We start from the raw sequence: 14,160 nt of genomic DNA, 5'->3' as shown, positions 1-14,160 counted from the left end.
CCGCAGCGGATCGCCCTAAGTTGTTTGTTTATCCTCCGCTTCGGCCCGGTGTGTACCGGTTTGAAGAAGGAGTTCGACGATCATGGCCGCCCTCCACAGTATTACATTGCAATTTCAGAATGCCTTTTTAAGACTGACTTTTTTCCTGATCTGCTTGGCGGCCTTATTGGCCGTTTCAGCCACACTGTTATCCGCTTTTGGCGTATTGCCCTGGCTTTCGATGCAGGCCGGATTTGGCGAGGCACCGGCAAAGGATGCCGGCATGTTCATCCAGATTGGCCTGACAGCGCTGATTCTCATGCTGGCGTTTTACCTGCCGGCAAATGCCCGAATGATGGCGCTGGAAAACAACCACCGCAATTTTGCGCTCAATATGCATGACATCGCGGACGCGTATCAAATGGCACATGCCGCCGATCGCGGCGGGCTGTTCATGATGTCGTCCGAGTTTGACGCCGTCAAGGAACGTATGGGGTTTCTGCGCCAGCACCCCGACCTGCAATCGCTCGAGCCCGAGATCCTGGAACTGGCCGCGCAGATGAGCCAGATCAGTCAGGAACTGGCCCGGACCTATGGCGATGCGCAGGTCGAACGCGCGCGGATATTCCTGCAACAGCGACAGGAAGAGATCGAACTGTTTCAACAGCGTCTGGAAGAGGCGCAGGTCATCCAGAACGAATTGCGCCAGTGGACGCGGGATGTGGAAATGGAAGAGACGATCGCCAGGTCGCAACTTACCCGCCTGCGGGATGAGCTGTTCGAGCTTCTGCCCGAATTGTCGACCCAACTGCACACACCGCGCAAAAATGGCTCCTCAAAGGCGTCCAGCGTGGTTGCAATGTCGCCCCTTCGACCGGCGGAATAGGCGCGTCAGCGCCCGCTTCGGGCGATGGCCCATCTGGGCCTGAGACCGCAGCGCGCCATCGGCCATGAGGAAAGCCCGTAAGGGCTTGAAGAACCGCCCAAGCTCGGGCACCAAGTGCGTCATGGCAAAGACGACATCCTTCTCCTGCTCGGCCTGCGGTGCGACGCATACACGATGGTCCGGACGCTGCGACGGTTGCGGCGAATGGAACACCATCGTTCAGGACGCACCCATATCGACTGGCCCGGCCAGAAAATCCCTCGGCGGCAAACGCGGCCAGTCCATCGCACTCACGGATTTGTCCACCGAGGAAACACCGCCGCCCCGCACCCTCTGCGGGGTCGAGGAGCTGGACCGTGTTCTGGGCGGCGGGCTGGTCCCGGCCTCCGCCCTGTTGGTGGGAGGAGACCCCGGCATCGGGAAATCGACCCTGCTGCTGCAAGCCGCAGCGCGTTTCGCGCGTGCGGGCGTGAAAACCATCTATGTCTCGGGCGAAGAAGCCAGCGCACAGGTGCGTATGCGCGCCCGCCGTCTTGGGCTTGAGGACGCCCCCGTTCAACTTGCCGCCGAAACCAACCTGCGCGACATCCTCACGACGCTGGAAGCCGAAAAACCAGGCCTGGCCATCATCGATTCGATTCAGACGATGTGGGCAGACAATGTCGACAGCGCACCCGGTTCCGTATCACAAGTCCGGGCCGCGGCCCATGAACTGACCACGTTTGCGAAACGGCACGGTGTTTCGATCATCATGGTTGGCCACGTCACCAAGGAAGGCCAGATCGCGGGCCCTCGCGTGGTCGAACACATGGTTGATACCGTCCTTTATTTCGAGGGCGAGCGCGGCCACCAGTTCCGCATCCTGCGCGCGGTCAAGAACCGTTTTGGACCAGCGGACGAAATCGGCGTGTTCGAAATGACCGGCAAGGGTCTGGCGCAAGTGACCAACCCCTCGGCCCTGTTCCTGTCCGAACGTGGCAGGCCAAGCCCCGGCTCTGCTGTTTTTGCGGGCATTGAAGGCACCCGACCCGTGCTGGTCGAATTGCAGGCTCTGGTCGCACCCTCGCCCCACTCACAGCCCCGCCGCACCGTTGTTGGGTGGGACAGCGGGCGGTTGGCAATGATCCTTGCGGTGCTCGAGGCCCGCTGCGGCATTCCCTTTGCCGGGCTCGACGTCTATCTCAACGTTGCCGGAGGTCTTAAAGTCAGCGAACCCGCCGCCGATCTGGCTGTGGCTGCCGCCCTTCTCAGTGCCCGAGAAGACACAGCATTGCCCGCCGACACGGTCGTTTTCGGAGAAATCTCGCTGTCCGGGGCACTTAGACCGGCCCCACAGACCGAAAACAGGTTGAAAGAAGCGCAAAAACTTGGTTTCACGGCGGCAATTGCTCCGGCTGGTGGCAAAACCGGCACTGTGGCAGGTCTGACACTCACCCGACCCTCTGATTTGGTGGGGTTTGTTGGCGAAACCTTCGGAGCAGGTTAAAGTCGCGCCCCGAGGGGCAGAAAAAGAACAGGCGAGGGCCATGGAAGGTTTTACTATAATTGACGGGGTCGTCGCCCTGATCATCGTGCTGTCGGGCTTGCTGGCCTACTCACGTGGCTTCATGCGCGAAGTTCTGGCCATTGCAGGCTGGGTCGCGGCGGCCGTTCTGGCATTCATCTTTGCCCCACAGGCTGTGCCGCTGGTCAAAGAAATCCCTGTGGTCGGAGATTTCCTGCGCGACAGTTGTGAACTGTCGGTGATCACCGGCTTTGCAGCCGTCTTTGCCGTGGCTTTGATTGTGGTCAGTATCTTCACACCGCTGTTTTCATCGCTGGTGCAGCGCTCGGCATTGGGCGGTCTGGATCAGGCGCTGGGGCTGTTCTTCGGCATCGCGCGCGGCATTCTGCTGGTTGCAATCGCCTTCTTTGTCTATGATACGGTCATGACCGGCCAATCCTATACAATCGTGGACGAAAGCCGCTCGGCCAAAGTGTTCGAGCAGTTCAGCAGCCAGATTGAAGAGCAAAACCCCGAAGCCGCTCTGGGTTGGGTGACTGCACAATACGAAGAACTGGTCGCCAGCTGCACGGCAGGAAACGAACAACCCGAAACCACAGCACCAACTGACGGGTAATCATGGGGTGCATTGCGTAATGAAAGCCCGGCACTGTCCGGGCTTTTTCGATTCAAACATACCCTTCCCCGCCACAGACCGTGCAGCGGATCGTTTTCAGCCCAAAACACCCGTCGCATCGGCTGGAGATCGGTTTGCCAAGAATATCCCGGCTTTTGACAACTTCGCCCGCCCCGTTGCAGATCTGACAGGGCGCCCGGCCCATTCCCCGGCACCTGTGGCACCGTTGTTTGATCCGGTCCTGCTTCTTTTGAGGTTTATGTTGCCACATTCCGGCCCTTTGCGTGCTTCACCCATCCTGTTTTGCACATATTAATTGGCATGACAGCACATTTGATTGCACATGTCATCTTCTTCCTGACCCTGCCCCGATCCGCGAAATCCCGACCTGCGGCAATAGGTGAGTGTGATCCTTTGATGACAGCCACGCCATTAGGCATTATGTGGAGGCCAACCCGCCACGGAATCGGAGCCACCGATCTTGTTCTTTCTGTTCGAATGCGCGCTGGTCGTTGTGATGGTCGCCCTATTGGCGTCTTTGTCGCCTGCCACCAAACCGACCGCACGCGCCTTGCAGAGGATCCGATGCCGAACGGCGGTCAACCCTCAGGTCAAATCGTCATAGAAGTTGGAGCCCCTTAAATGTGTGGGATTTTGGGAATCGCAAGCCGGACACATGATGTGTTTGCCGAAATCTATGACGGGCTGCTGATGTTGCAGCACCGGGGTCAGGATGCCTCAGGGATCGTGACCTACAACGGCGAATTCTTCCGGGAAAAGAAGGCCAACGGTCTGGTAAAGGATGTGTTCAACGCCCAGGATGCAGAAACCCTGTTGGGTCGTGTGGGCATGGGGCATGTGCGCTATCCGACGGCGGGGTCCCTCAGCGCGGCCGAGGCGCAGCCCTTTTTCGTGAACGCCCCTTACGGCATCTATCTGGTTCACAACGGCAACATCACCAACACCGCCGAACAGCGCGAAAAGGTTACCGGCAAATACAGCCGTCACCTGCGCACCACGTCAGACTCTGAAATCCTTCTGAACGTGCTGGCCGACAAAGTGGCGGACGCGATCAAGGTGAATGGCAACGGCGAACCCATCCGCAATCTGTTTGCCGGTGTGAAGATGACGATGGAACGCGTTCAGGGCGCCTATTCCGTGATCTGTCTGGTCGCGGGTGTCGGTATGTTGGCCTTCCGCGATCCGTTTGGTATTCGCCCACTTTCGGTCGCCAAACGCGAAGTGGACGGAGACGGTGATGATTATGCCTTTGCCTCGGAAGACGTGGCCTTTGGCATCAACGGCTTTCAAAAGCTGCGTGATCTTCGCCCGGGTGAGGCGATCCTGATCGATCTGGACGGCAACATGCACGAGTTTCAGGCGGTCGAGGGAAAGCTGACGCCCTGCATATTCGAGTATGTCTACCTGGCGCGCCCGGATTCTTTGCTGGACGGTGTTTCGGTTTACAAGACGCAGATGCGCATGGGCCAGACGCTGGCAAAACAGATTCAGGACTCGGGGCTGGAAATCGATCGGATCATCCCGGTGCCCGACAGCGCCCGCCCCGTGGCCCTGGAAGCCGCAAAGATCACCGGCATCCCCTATCGCGAAGGGCTGGTGAAAAACCGGTATGTCGGGCGTACGTTCATCATGCCGGGTCAGGCAGAGCGGCAGAAATCCGTTCGCCGCAAGCTGAATGCCGTGCCGCTGGAATTCGACGGCCATAGTGTTCTGCTGATCGACGATTCCATCGTACGGGGCAACACCATCAAGAAGATCGTTCAGATGTGCCGCGATGCCGGGGCCAAGAAGGTCTATGTCGCCAGCGCCTCGCCGCCGGTGAAATACCCCAATGTCTACGGTATAGACATGCCAACCAAGGCCGAACTGATCGCGAACGGCAAGGAAATCGAAGAGATCCGCGAAGAACTGGGTGCCGACGCCCTGTTCTATCAGCACCTGGAAGATCTGATCTGGGCCGCCAAGGAGGGCAATCCCGAGATCGAAGCCTTCGACTGTTCCTGTTTTGACGGCAAGTACATCACGGGCAGCGTCAGCGAAGGTTATCTGGACAATCTGGAGAACAGCAGCCGTGTCAGCCAGAAGCGCGCCGACATGCAGGTTCCGGGCGAGTCTTGGAACGCGGCGAAACTGGCCTCGGGCTGAGCGGACGAAACGGGACTGACACAGTCAGTTTTCCGTTCTGAGAAGCGAATCAAAACGGCGGAACATCCCGGCCAACCGATAGCTGTCGACCGGCTTGATTGCTGTCATGGGATGTGAATGAGTGGAAATCTGCCACAACCAGTCGGCGAATTCCACGCAATCACAAGGGCTTTTTTCAAGGGCGCCAAATCGTGATGACACCTGTCCGTGCAGCGCTTTTGTTCGCTTGAGCGTTTTGCTATCTGGCCGCGACCACTCACTCAAAAAGGGGTCCGGGCCACGGCCCGGTCCGCGGATCATGTCAAACGCCAAAGTCCAAAGCGCGGCCACACAGCGGGGCGCGCTGAAGAAGAATTCCGTCTCGGTTCTGGGCGTATTCGGGCCGAAAGCGGATATGCGCGCCCTGATGCGCCTGTCATCAGGCCGCGTGAAAGAAGTAAAACCCGGAAGCCGCGTTGCCTCGGGCACAGTTATCGCGATTGATGAGCATGGCATAATGCTGCGACAAAGCGGCCAGACCCGGCGTATCGCCATCCCCGGCGGCTGATCACATCTTGACGCCCCGCGCGCGGGGGTTCAAACCGCAGGCATGACCGATACGACCAAAATCGCCCTGATAACCGGGGCCTCGCGCGGGCTGGGCGCTGCCCTGGCCGAAGCGCTGGCGCCCGAATACCACATTGTCGCCGTCGCCCGGACCACTGGCGGGCTGGAAGAACTGGACGATCGCATCAAGGCCAAGGGTGGCTCTGCCACGCTGGCACCGATGGACATCACTGATCCGAACGCGATGGCAACCCTGTGTCGCGGGATCCATGACCGTTGGGGCAAGGTGGATTTGTGGCTGCATACGGCCATTCACACTTCGGCGCTGACACCGGTACATTTCGTTGACCCCAAGGAATGGACCAAGGCAGTCAACACGAATGCAAACGCAACCTCGGTCCTGATCCCATATGTCGCGCCGCTGCTGGGTGAAAACGGCCACGCGGTGTTTTTCGATGACCCGAAAGCCGGTCACAAGTTCTATGGCATCTATGGTGCCACCAAGGCCGCGCAAATGGCGCTGGCCCGCAGTTGGGCGGCCGAGACCGAACGAACCGGTCCGCGCGTTTCGATCGTGGAACCAGCACCGATGCCGACCGCCGTGCGTGCCCGGTTCCACCCGGGCGAAGATCGCGATGCACTGACGAGCACCGCAGATGAAGCTGCGCGGATCCTGGCGCTGCTTTAGGAAATGGCCCTGACGGGCCATGCCTCCGGCGGGGATATTTTTAGCCAGATGAAGCTGGAATCAGGCGATATGAACGCCGTTCCGCCCGGCCAGATCGACGAAGAACTGCCACGCGACACGGCCTGAACGCGATCCGCGCGTGGCCTGCCATTCAATTGCTTCGGCGCGCAGGATTTCGGCATCGACCGAAACGCCATAGGCGGCACAATAGCGGTCGATCATGGCAAGATATTCGTCCTGATCGCAGGGGTGGAATCCCAGCCACAGACCGAAGCGGTCGGACAGTGATACCTTTTCCTCGACCGCCTCTGACGGGTTGATGGCGCTGGAACGTTCATTTTCAATCATGTCCCGCGGCATCAGGTGACGGCGGTTCGAGGTCGCGTAGAACACCACGTTTTCCGGGCGACCTTCGATACCGCCATCCAGAACGGCCTTGAGCGATTTGTAATGCTGGTCATCGTGACTGAACGAAAGGTCGTCGCAAAACAGGATGAACCGATAAGGCGCCGCGCGCAGGTGGTTCAGCAGACGCGCGACCGAGGCCATATCCTCGCGCTGTAGTTCCACAAGCTTCAGGTCAGGATGATCTGCGTTCAGCGTGCCGTGGACGGCCTTTACGAGGCTGGATTTGCCCATCCCGCGCGCGCCCCACAACAGTGCATTGTTTGCCTTGTAGCCGGCCGCGAAGCGGCGGGTGTTGTCAAGTAACGTGTCGCGCGACCGATTTATGCCGACCAGCAGATCCAGATCGACGCGATTGATCTGTTCGACCGGTTCCAGGCGTTCCGGTTCCACATGCCAGACAAAGGCCGGGGCCGCATTGAAATCCGGTGTGGCCAAAGGCGCCGGCGCCATGCGCTCCAACGCGGCAGCAATACGGTTCAGGGCTTGGTCGTCCATCGGCTTCTCCGGTCAGATACGGATCGGTTCAAAGCATGTTCTGATTGGCGCAACAAGGCCCGCGAACGAAAAAGGCGCGCCCGAACGGGGCGCGCCTCGGCTGTTGTTTCAGCAGGTTACTTGTCGTCTTCGAATTCCCGCATCAGATCTTCGTCCGCTTCGGCTTCTTCATCGTCGTAGTAACCTTCAGCCCGCAACTGCTCTTCCCGCTTCCTTTCAACCCGGGCCACCAGGAAGATCGAAATCTCATAAAGGCCATAAACCACCACAAAAAGGATAATCTGCGTGATCACGTCAGGAGGCGTCACGATCGCCGCCAGCACCAGAATGCCGACCACCGCATATTTGCGCACGGCCCCCAGACCCTCGGCGCTGACCAGACCTGCCTTGCCCATGAGGGTCAGAAGAACCGGCAATTGGAAGCACAGCCCAAAGGCCACGATGAACTTGATCGTCAGGTTCAGGTATTCCTGTGCCGAACCCTGAAACACCACGCTCAGCGGCGCGGCCGTCGCGCCATCGGCCACGGCCTCGCCTTCAGCGCCGAATTGCTGGAACCCAAGGAAGAAGTCATAGGCCAGGGGCGTGACGACATAGAAAGCAAAGCTGGCGCCCAGAAGGAACATGAAGGGCGAAGCCAGCATGAAGGGCAGAAACGCATTCTTCTCTGACTTGTAGAGGCCCGGAGCCACAAAGCGCCACATCTGCATCCCGATATAGGGAAACGCCAGAATGAAGCCCCCCAAAAGCGAAACCTTGATCGCGACAAAGAACCCTTCCTGCGGCGAGATGAAGATCAGGCCGCAATCCTGTCCGCGCTCGGTCAGGACCTCACACAAAGGGTTGGTCAGAAAATTGAAGATCGGCGTGGCCACCGTAAAGCAGATGATCATCCCGACCAGAAAAGCCACGACGCAGTGGATCAACCGCGTACGCAGCTCGGCCAGGTGCTCGATCAATGGGGCCGAGGTATCTTCGATCTCGTCGGTCTTGGTCATGTTTCGCCTTCAGTCTTCAGCGCCGCTTCGGCTTCTTCGGCCTTGGCCAGGGCCTCGGCAGCTTCCTTGGCCTTGCGCTCGGCGGCAGCGCGGGCCGTTGAGGCCTGAATTTTCTTGGCCTGTTCGGCTCGCTCGGCTGCCAGTTTACCGGTTTCGCTGTCAGGATCGAACTTGGTGGGATCCATGCTTTTTGCCATATCCTGCGCGGCTTGTTTCACGCCGTCCATGGCCGAGCCAACAGGATTCGCTGCGGCGTTGAGACCTTTCTTGATCTCGTTCACACCGGCCTGATCGGCAGCCTCGTTCATGGCGCTGCTGAATTCGCGTGCCATGCCACGGGCCTTGCCGACAAACCGCCCGACATTGCGGAACAAAACCGGCAGGTCCTTCGGCCCGACAACGATCAGGGCGACAATGCCGATGACCAGAAGTTCGGTCCAGCCCAGATCAAACATCTGCGCTTACGCCTTGTCTTTCTCGGTTTCAGGCGTCACGTCCTTGGCCAGTTCCGACGCGTCCTGTTCCAGTTCTTCCGAACCGTCCTTCACACCCTTCTTGAATGCGGTGATGCCTTTGCCGACTTCACCCATCAGCGAGCTGATCTTGCCGCGACCAAACAGAACCAGAACCACAACGGCGATCAGCAGAAGACCGGGAAGGCCAATATTGTTCAGCATCTCATTTCTCCTTTTTCATCGGCGCCCTTATGCGCCGGAAATATGAACTGGGTCCGTGTTTACGCCCCCAGGCCCTGTCCCAAAAGGGATCCGGCACAGATTGAGGGCGAAAATTGACCTCATCTGCAAAAAACTATGGGCTCGCATTTTCCAACTGACAGGTTTATGTCAGTTGGAAGTGGCTAGAACGATGGCATCGAAACCTGGTCAACGGAGACTCACATGACCCATGTTGCTGAAATCGTCACCTTCACTCTTGCCAACGGCACCACCCCTGAAGAGTTTGTAAAGCTCAGCAAGGCATCCGAAGCCTTTGTTCGCAGCGCACCTGGCTTTGCCCATCGACAGCTCAGCCAAGGCGCAGACGGTCGCTGGACCGACTATGTCGTCTGGACGGACATGAAGGCCGCGCAGGACGCTGCGGCACAGTTCCCGCAACAGGAATGTGCAGCAGGCATGATGGCGGCCATCAACCCTGAAAGCGTTCAGATGCGCCATGAGGCTGTTTTATGGAACATGACTGCCTAGGCGCGGTCCGGACGGCGTGTCATGCGCCGAACTGACCGCCTGTTCGATATCATCCAGATCCTGCGCGACGGAAAACTGCACCGCGCGCAGGACATCGCGGACCGGCTCGAGGTGTCGGTCCGTACCATCTATCGCGACATGGACACGCTGGTCGCCTCGGGTGTTCCTGTCGAAGGAGAGCGGGGTGTGGGTTACATGGTGCGCGAGCAGATCACCCTGCCGCCGCTGAATCTGACCCCGGCCGAGCTTGAGGCCCTGAACCTCGGCATGGCGATCGTGGCCGAAGCCGCAGATCCAGACCTGAAAGCCGCCGCGAACTCTCTGGCAGACAAGATCGATGCCGTCCTGCCCACACAGGTTGTGGCCGAAGCCGATAGCTGGAAATTCGCGGTCTACCCTTTTGCAGATGCAGCCCGCGGGCTTGCACATATGGCTCCGATCCGCGCCGCCATCAAATCACGCCAAAAGCTTCGGCTGTCCTACCGCCGCATTGACGGCGTTCTGACTGAACGCACAATCCGTCCCTTGCATATGGAATACTGGGGACGGGTCTGGACACTTACCGCATGGTGCGAATTGCGAAACGGTTTCCGTGTCTTCCGTATCGACCTGATCGAATCCGTCTCGCCGCTGCCAGAGATCTTCGCAGACGAGCCAGGAAAACGCCTGAGCGACTACCACCCAAACGCCTGACAGGCAGCCGTATTCAGAAGTGTTTCGGGCAGAGGCACAGCCCGAAACGAGCGATGTATCATTTCAGGTAGGGATCTGGATCCACTGATTCAAACCCTTTGCGCACCTCGAAATGCACATAGGCATCGTCTCCGCCCCTCAACTGCGCCAGCTTTTGTCCACGGCGTACACGATCCCCTTTCTTGACGGTGATGCCATCAACATTGGCATAGACCGTCAGCAGATCGTTTTTGTGTTTGACCACGATGATCGGAACCTGATCCGCGTCCGCGGTAATCGCCGCTACGGTTCCGGCCTCAGCCGCGGTGACGGCTGTGCCGGGGGCCGCAGCGATGTCGATACCTTCGTTCTTGCCCTTTTTATAGCCGCGGATGATGGTGCCGCTGACCGGCAGGGACAGGGCCGTAGATCGCGTGTTTGTCGGGGCTTCGGCCGTCACATCAGGGGCTTCAGCGCGCGGCGCGACCTTTTCGTCGGGCAAGGGCTGCGTGGCACTTGGAGGCGTCGGCGTCGGCGACCCCTGCCCCGGCTCCGTTACCTCGGTGGCCGCAACCGGTGCCGTTGCAGCAGCGCTTTGACGTGGCGCGGATTGGTTCTTGACCGGGATCAACAGAAACTGACCTTCACGCACGGTGAAGTCGGACCCCAGGCCGTTCCATTCCGCCAGCGATTCCACCGGAACCTGATAGAGGCGCGAAATTGTGTACGCCGTTTCGCCGCGCTTGACCTTGTGGCGGAGAGGTTCCGGCCCGCTTGCGACGGGCGCCGTGGCTGGCTTGGCGGGCTCCAGCGTCGTCGTCCGGACGCCCCCCGTTTCAGGGGCCTGATCAATGGCGGCTCCGGCAACTGATGCGATATCTACGCCACTGCCTGCACCTACCGAACGCGGCAAGGCCAGAACTTCGCCCTCTCGCAGGGTATCGCTTGTCTGAAGGCCGTTGAACCGCGACAGCTCACCCTCGGGCAGGCCGACACGCGCGGCAACATCGCGCACCGTGTCGCCGCGTCGGGCCACGACAACCTGGTAGTTCGGATAGGTTATCACCCCCCGGCTGTCGGGCGACGGGCGCGACGTTGTTGCCGACTGCACTGCATCAGTGGTCGAAAATCCGCCGACCTGACCGCGCAGGTCGTAATCCAGTGGCCCCTCACACCCGGCCAGAATGGCCAGAGCGGCCACTCCGGTCGCGCAGCGACGCATAGCTGATTTGGATACTGCACTCATAATACTGTCCTCAACGCCCGCCCCTGTTGTCCGGGGTTCCGGCGACCAAATTTATCAAGCCTGTTACGCCTCGTCCTTGCCAAGCCCCTCAAGCAGAGGCACGAAACGGACTGACGTCAATTCTTCATAGTCCAGGCCGGCCTCGGTGCGCGTTACTTTGATCAACTGCTGCACCGTGTCCGACTGACCCACGGGTAATACCATAATACCCCCGATTTTCAGCTGCGCCAAGAGCGGTCCCGGAGGGTCTTCGGCTGCGGCCGTCACGATGATCCGATCAAACGGAGCCTGTTCCGGCAAGCCAAAGGATCCATCCGACAACATGGCCGTGATATTCGTAAGCCCCAGATCGGCAAAAAGCTTCCCTGTCTCGCTGACCAGCCGCCGATGGCGTTCGACCGTATAGACCCTGCGCGCCAGTTTCGACAGGATTGCGGCCTGGTAACCTGACCCGGTTCCGATCTCGAGCACGGTATCGCGCGGCCGAACGTCCAGCGCCTGCGTCATGAGACCAACGACCGACGGCTGACTGATCGTCTGACCGCAGGAGATCGGCAATGGCATGTCCTCGTAAGCGCGATCTGCGAACAGGCCGGTGACAAAGCGGCCCCGATCAACCTGTTCCATTGCCTCCAGAACGCGCGCATCCGTGACCCCCCGTTTGCGCAGGGCAAACAGGAACTGCATCACGGTTTCCGGGTCCAGTCCGCTCATTCGACCGCCTTCAATGCCTCCAGCATGTCATATGCGGTCAAGTCGGCGCGCATCGGTGTAACCGAGATATAGCCTTCCAGATTGACCGCAGCATCCGTACCCGGCGCAGTCGGGTTATGCTGATAGCCACCCTTGATCCACAGGAACCGCCGCCCCGAGGGCGAGCTGTGCGGCTCGACCGTAAAATGCGTGTCGCGCCGGAATCCCTGCGCGGCAACGCGCGTACCGCGCACTTCATCTGCCGGAACAGGGGGGAAGTTCACGTTGTAAAACAGGCGGTAATCGCCCTGCTCGACCGGGGTTGCATCCAGAATACGCCGGACCAGATCGGCCCCGAACCGCGCGGCAGCCTCGAACGGGTCGTCCAGCCCCAGATTTTGCGGGCCGAAATACTGTGACAGAGCAATCGCAGGAACCCCCTGCAGCGCCGCTTCCATCGCGCCGCCGATAGTGCCCGAATAAAGCGTGTTCTCGGCCGAGTTGTTGCCCCGGTTCACGCCGGACAGGACCAGATCCGGCGGGCAGTCTGACATCACGTCATGCAGCCCCGCCAACACACAATCCGCAGGCGACCCTTCCGCCGCATAACGCCGTTCGCCCAACTTGGCGATCATCGTGGGATGGGTATAGCTGATGCAATGCCCAACACCCGATTGTTCAAAGGCGGGCGCGACCACCCAGACCTCACCATCCGGACCTGCCAGTTCGGCAGCGATCGCCTCCAGCGTGATCAAGCCCGGAGCGTTGATCCCGTCATCATTGGTCAGAAGAATACGCATGTGCCCGACTTACCCCCGCGTTTGGCCCTTGATAGACCCAGCCCCGCGATGCGGCAAGCGACGCGACCCTGCAATCTGAGGCTTTCGCGCACCACTTGCACGGAAATCGCGAGGTTAATTCTGCGCCTCGGGGAAAACGAAACATTTGTCGCGACGAATGGTCAGCCACATGACACGGCCCGGATTGGGCACAAAGACATTGGGGACCGTCGCCCTGAGAATCGAGCCGTCGTAGTCCATGCGAAACTCGACCAGGCTTTCGTTTCCCAGAAAACGCGCGCGCTCGACCACGCCCCGCGCGGCAACGCCATCAGTTGCGGTCGGCAGCGGGCCCTTGCCGTTACGGTCGAAATCCAGTTTGACATGCTGGGGGCGAAATACGATCTCGACATCCGTTCCATCCGGAATACCCGGTGCCAGAAACTGGCCGAACGGCGTGTCTGCCAGCGCTCCGTTCACCTGCGCCCGCAACACGTTGACATCACTGAAAAAGGCCACGGCAGCCTTGTCCGCCGGCCGGGTATAGACATTGTATGGCGCGCCCTGCTGGACGATCTTGCCGCGCCGCATCAGCGCGATCTCATCCGCCATCCGCATCGCCTCTTCCGGTTCATGCGTGACCAGCAGAACGGCCGCATCCTCTTCCTTGAGAATGGACAGCGTCTCATCCCGAATACCGTCGCGCAGACGGTTGTCGAGGCCCGAAAAGGGCTCGTCCATCAGCATGATCCGGGGCCGTGGCGCCAAAGCGCGGGCCAGGGCCACACGTTGTTGCTCGCCGCCAGACAGCTGATGTGGGAACCCGTCGATGAACCGCATCAGGTCCACTTTGCGCAAAAGCTCTTCGACCCGGGCTCGTTTTTCGTCCTTGCTGCCTTTCAGGCCAAAGGCCACGTTGTTGGCCACGCTCAGATGAGGAAACAGCGCAAAGTCCTGAAACATCAACCCGATCTCGCGCCGTTCCGGGGGCACCCGAAACACGGTGTCGCAGATCAGTTTGCCATCGACGTAAATCTCGCCCGAGTCCTGCATCTCGACCCCGGCAATCATGCGCAGGGTGGTGGATTTCCCGCAACCTGACGGCCCCAGCAAACAGGTCACCTTGCCGGCCTGCACCGTCAAAGACACGTCATCCACAACGACCCGCCCTTCGAACCGGCGAACAATGTTGCGAATTTCCAGACGCGGAGGAGTTGCGTTACCTGTCACCGATGGCCCCCATTGCCTTTCCCGATCAAATCCATCGGGCTTGGGCGGG

Annotated in this window: 18 protein-coding genes; 8 read left to right on the top strand and 10 right to left on the bottom strand. The window is 59.8% G+C overall.

Annotation, left to right across the window (positions count from 1 at the left end; genetic code table 11):
• Positions 1–114 precede the first annotated feature (114 nt).
• Entirely contained in the window at positions 115–270 is a 156-nt protein-coding gene (locus GS611_RS21085) for a hypothetical protein (RefSeq protein WP_253283784.1), read from the bottom strand.
• On the opposite strand from GS611_RS21085, the gene GS611_RS03055 reads away from it, so the two are divergent.
• The 4 genes from GS611_RS03055 to purF all read left to right on the top strand — a co-directional run bounded on the left by GS611_RS03055 (position 263) and on the right by purF (position 5,151).
• Positions 263–865, top strand: a complete 603-nt coding sequence (locus tag GS611_RS03055; RefSeq protein WP_253284946.1) for a DNA repair protein — start codon at positions 263–265, stop codon at positions 863–865. The two genes, GS611_RS21085 and GS611_RS03055, sit on opposite strands and share 8 nt — an antisense overlap.
• A 121-nt stretch (positions 866–986) precedes the next feature.
• Positions 987–2,351, top strand: coding sequence for a DNA repair protein RadA (gene radA / locus GS611_RS03050; RefSeq protein WP_152458168.1), 1,365 nt, complete (start codon positions 987–989; stop codon positions 2,349–2,351).
• Between the two features lie 40 nt (positions 2,352–2,391).
• Complete coding sequence (locus GS611_RS03045; RefSeq protein WP_171632054.1) at positions 2,392–2,985, top strand: CvpA family protein; 594 nt, start codon at positions 2,392–2,394, stop codon at positions 2,983–2,985.
• A gap of 642 nt (positions 2,986–3,627) precedes the next feature.
• Positions 3,628–5,151: an amidophosphoribosyltransferase gene (gene purF, locus GS611_RS03040; protein WP_171632051.1), complete on the top strand. Its 1,524-nt coding sequence runs from the start codon at positions 3,628–3,630 to the stop codon at positions 5,149–5,151.
• A 24-nt stretch (positions 5,152–5,175) separates the two neighbouring features.
• Here purF and GS611_RS03035 read toward each other — a convergent pair whose 3' ends face one another.
• On the bottom strand, positions 5,176–5,451 hold the full coding sequence (locus tag GS611_RS03035; RefSeq protein WP_171632049.1) for a hypothetical protein: 276 nt from the start codon (positions 5,449–5,451) through the stop codon (positions 5,176–5,178).
• On the opposite strand from GS611_RS03035, the gene GS611_RS03030 reads away from it, so the two are divergent.
• Together GS611_RS03030 and GS611_RS03025 are read left to right on the top strand one after the other, a co-directional pair.
• Positions 5,450–5,698, top strand: a complete 249-nt coding sequence (locus GS611_RS03030; protein ID WP_152458171.1) for a hypothetical protein — start codon at positions 5,450–5,452, stop codon at positions 5,696–5,698. The genes GS611_RS03035 and GS611_RS03030 overlap by 2 nt on opposite strands.
• A 42-nt stretch (positions 5,699–5,740) precedes the next feature.
• Positions 5,741–6,385 carry an SDR family oxidoreductase gene (locus GS611_RS03025; protein ID WP_171632046.1) on the top strand — a complete coding sequence of 215 codons (645 nt, stop codon included), beginning with the start codon at positions 5,741–5,743 and terminating at the stop codon, positions 6,383–6,385.
• A gap of 60 nt (positions 6,386–6,445) precedes the next feature.
• Here the strand turns inward: GS611_RS03025 and GS611_RS03020 are convergent, their stop codons facing one another.
• The 4 genes from GS611_RS03020 to GS611_RS03005 form a co-directional block, all read right to left on the bottom strand.
• Entirely contained in the window at positions 6,446–7,288 is an 843-nt protein-coding gene (locus GS611_RS03020; RefSeq protein ID WP_171632043.1) for an ATP-binding protein, read from the bottom strand.
• Between the two features lie 116 nt (positions 7,289–7,404).
• Positions 7,405–8,286, bottom strand: coding sequence for a twin-arginine translocase subunit TatC (tatC, locus tag GS611_RS03015; protein WP_171362748.1), 882 nt, complete (start codon positions 8,284–8,286; stop codon positions 7,405–7,407).
• On the bottom strand, positions 8,283–8,741 hold the full coding sequence (gene tatB / locus GS611_RS03010; protein ID WP_152458175.1) for a Sec-independent protein translocase protein TatB: 459 nt from the start codon (positions 8,739–8,741) through the stop codon (positions 8,283–8,285). Before tatB ends, tatC begins: the two co-directional genes overlap by 4 nt.
• Positions 8,742–8,747: 6 nt before the next feature.
• Entirely contained in the window at positions 8,748–8,963 is a 216-nt protein-coding gene (locus GS611_RS03005) for a twin-arginine translocase TatA/TatE family subunit (protein WP_152458176.1), read from the bottom strand.
• Positions 8,964–9,185: 222 nt separating this feature from the next.
• On the opposite strand from GS611_RS03005, the gene GS611_RS03000 reads away from it, so the two are divergent.
• Together GS611_RS03000 and GS611_RS02995 are read left to right on the top strand one after the other, a co-directional pair.
• Positions 9,186–9,491, top strand: coding sequence for a hypothetical protein (locus GS611_RS03000; protein ID WP_171231525.1), 306 nt, complete (start codon positions 9,186–9,188; stop codon positions 9,489–9,491).
• A 21-nt stretch (positions 9,492–9,512) separates the two neighbouring features.
• Complete coding sequence (locus GS611_RS02995; protein ID WP_171228194.1) at positions 9,513–10,184, top strand: YafY family protein; 672 nt, start codon at positions 9,513–9,515, stop codon at positions 10,182–10,184.
• A gap of 58 nt (positions 10,185–10,242) precedes the next feature.
• On the opposite strand, the gene GS611_RS02990 is transcribed toward GS611_RS02995, so the two are convergent.
• The 4 genes from GS611_RS02990 to GS611_RS02975 form a co-directional block, all read right to left on the bottom strand.
• A complete protein-coding gene (locus GS611_RS02990) occupies positions 10,243–11,409 on the bottom strand; it encodes a M23 family metallopeptidase (RefSeq protein ID WP_171632038.1) in 1,167 nt (388 codons plus the stop codon).
• A gap of 63 nt (positions 11,410–11,472) precedes the next feature.
• Positions 11,473–12,123 carry a protein-L-isoaspartate(D-aspartate) O-methyltransferase gene (locus GS611_RS02985; RefSeq protein WP_152458180.1) on the bottom strand — a complete coding sequence of 217 codons (651 nt, stop codon included), beginning with the start codon at positions 12,121–12,123 and terminating at the stop codon, positions 11,473–11,475.
• On the bottom strand, positions 12,120–12,902 hold the full coding sequence (surE, locus tag GS611_RS02980; protein ID WP_171632035.1) for a 5'/3'-nucleotidase SurE: 783 nt from the start codon (positions 12,900–12,902) through the stop codon (positions 12,120–12,122). The genes GS611_RS02985 and surE overlap by 4 nt, the downstream gene beginning before the upstream one ends.
• A gap of 114 nt (positions 12,903–13,016) precedes the next feature.
• The gene (locus GS611_RS02975) at positions 13,017–14,111 is read right to left on the bottom strand and encodes an ATP-binding cassette domain-containing protein (RefSeq protein WP_171632032.1); all 1,095 of its coding nucleotides are present in this window, start codon (positions 14,109–14,111) and stop codon (positions 13,017–13,019) included.
• Positions 14,112–14,160: the final 49 nt, after the last annotated feature.

The sequence above is a fragment of the Ruegeria sp. HKCCD6119 genome, from assembly GCF_013110585.1.
Classification (GTDB): Bacteria; Pseudomonadota; Alphaproteobacteria; order Rhodobacterales; family Rhodobacteraceae; genus Ruegeria.
Note: the sequence above shows the minus strand (reverse complement) of the source record. Positions and strands in the feature narration are given on the sequence as shown.

Coding starts and splice junctions, on each gene's coding strand:
- purF (WP_171632051.1), top strand. CDS start 3,628: ATGTGTGGGATTTTGGGAATCGCAAGCCGGACACATGATGTGTTTGCC.
- GS611_RS03020 (WP_171632043.1), bottom strand. CDS start 7,288: ATGGACGACCAAGCCCTGAACCGTATTGCTGCCGCGTTGGAGCGCATG.
- GS611_RS03005 (WP_152458176.1), bottom strand. CDS start 8,963: ATGCTGAACAATATTGGCCTTCCCGGTCTTCTGCTGATCGCCGTTGTG.
- GS611_RS03025 (WP_171632046.1), top strand. CDS start 5,741: ATGACCGATACGACCAAAATCGCCCTGATAACCGGGGCCTCGCGCGGG.
- GS611_RS02985 (WP_152458180.1), bottom strand. CDS start 12,123: ATGAGCGGACTGGACCCGGAAACCGTGATGCAGTTCCTGTTTGCCCTG.
- GS611_RS21085 (WP_253283784.1), bottom strand. CDS start 270: ATGAACATGCCGGCATCCTTTGCCGGTGCCTCGCCAAATCCGGCCTGC.
- GS611_RS03030 (WP_152458171.1), top strand. CDS start 5,450: ATGTCAAACGCCAAAGTCCAAAGCGCGGCCACACAGCGGGGCGCGCTG.
- GS611_RS03045 (WP_171632054.1), top strand. CDS start 2,392: ATGGAAGGTTTTACTATAATTGACGGGGTCGTCGCCCTGATCATCGTG.
- radA (WP_152458168.1), top strand. CDS start 987: ATGGCAAAGACGACATCCTTCTCCTGCTCGGCCTGCGGTGCGACGCAT.
- GS611_RS02995 (WP_171228194.1), top strand. CDS start 9,513: ATGCGCCGAACTGACCGCCTGTTCGATATCATCCAGATCCTGCGCGAC.
- GS611_RS02990 (WP_171632038.1), bottom strand. CDS start 11,409: ATGAGTGCAGTATCCAAATCAGCTATGCGTCGCTGCGCGACCGGAGTG.
- GS611_RS03035 (WP_171632049.1), bottom strand. CDS start 5,451: ATGATCCGCGGACCGGGCCGTGGCCCGGACCCCTTTTTGAGTGAGTGG.
- GS611_RS03055 (WP_253284946.1), top strand. CDS start 263: ATGTTCATCCAGATTGGCCTGACAGCGCTGATTCTCATGCTGGCGTTT.
- tatC (WP_171362748.1), bottom strand. CDS start 8,286: ATGACCAAGACCGACGAGATCGAAGATACCTCGGCCCCATTGATCGAG.
- GS611_RS03000 (WP_171231525.1), top strand. CDS start 9,186: ATGACCCATGTTGCTGAAATCGTCACCTTCACTCTTGCCAACGGCACC.
- surE (WP_171632035.1), bottom strand. CDS start 12,902: ATGCGTATTCTTCTGACCAATGATGACGGGATCAACGCTCCGGGCTTG.
- tatB (WP_152458175.1), bottom strand. CDS start 8,741: ATGTTTGATCTGGGCTGGACCGAACTTCTGGTCATCGGCATTGTCGCC.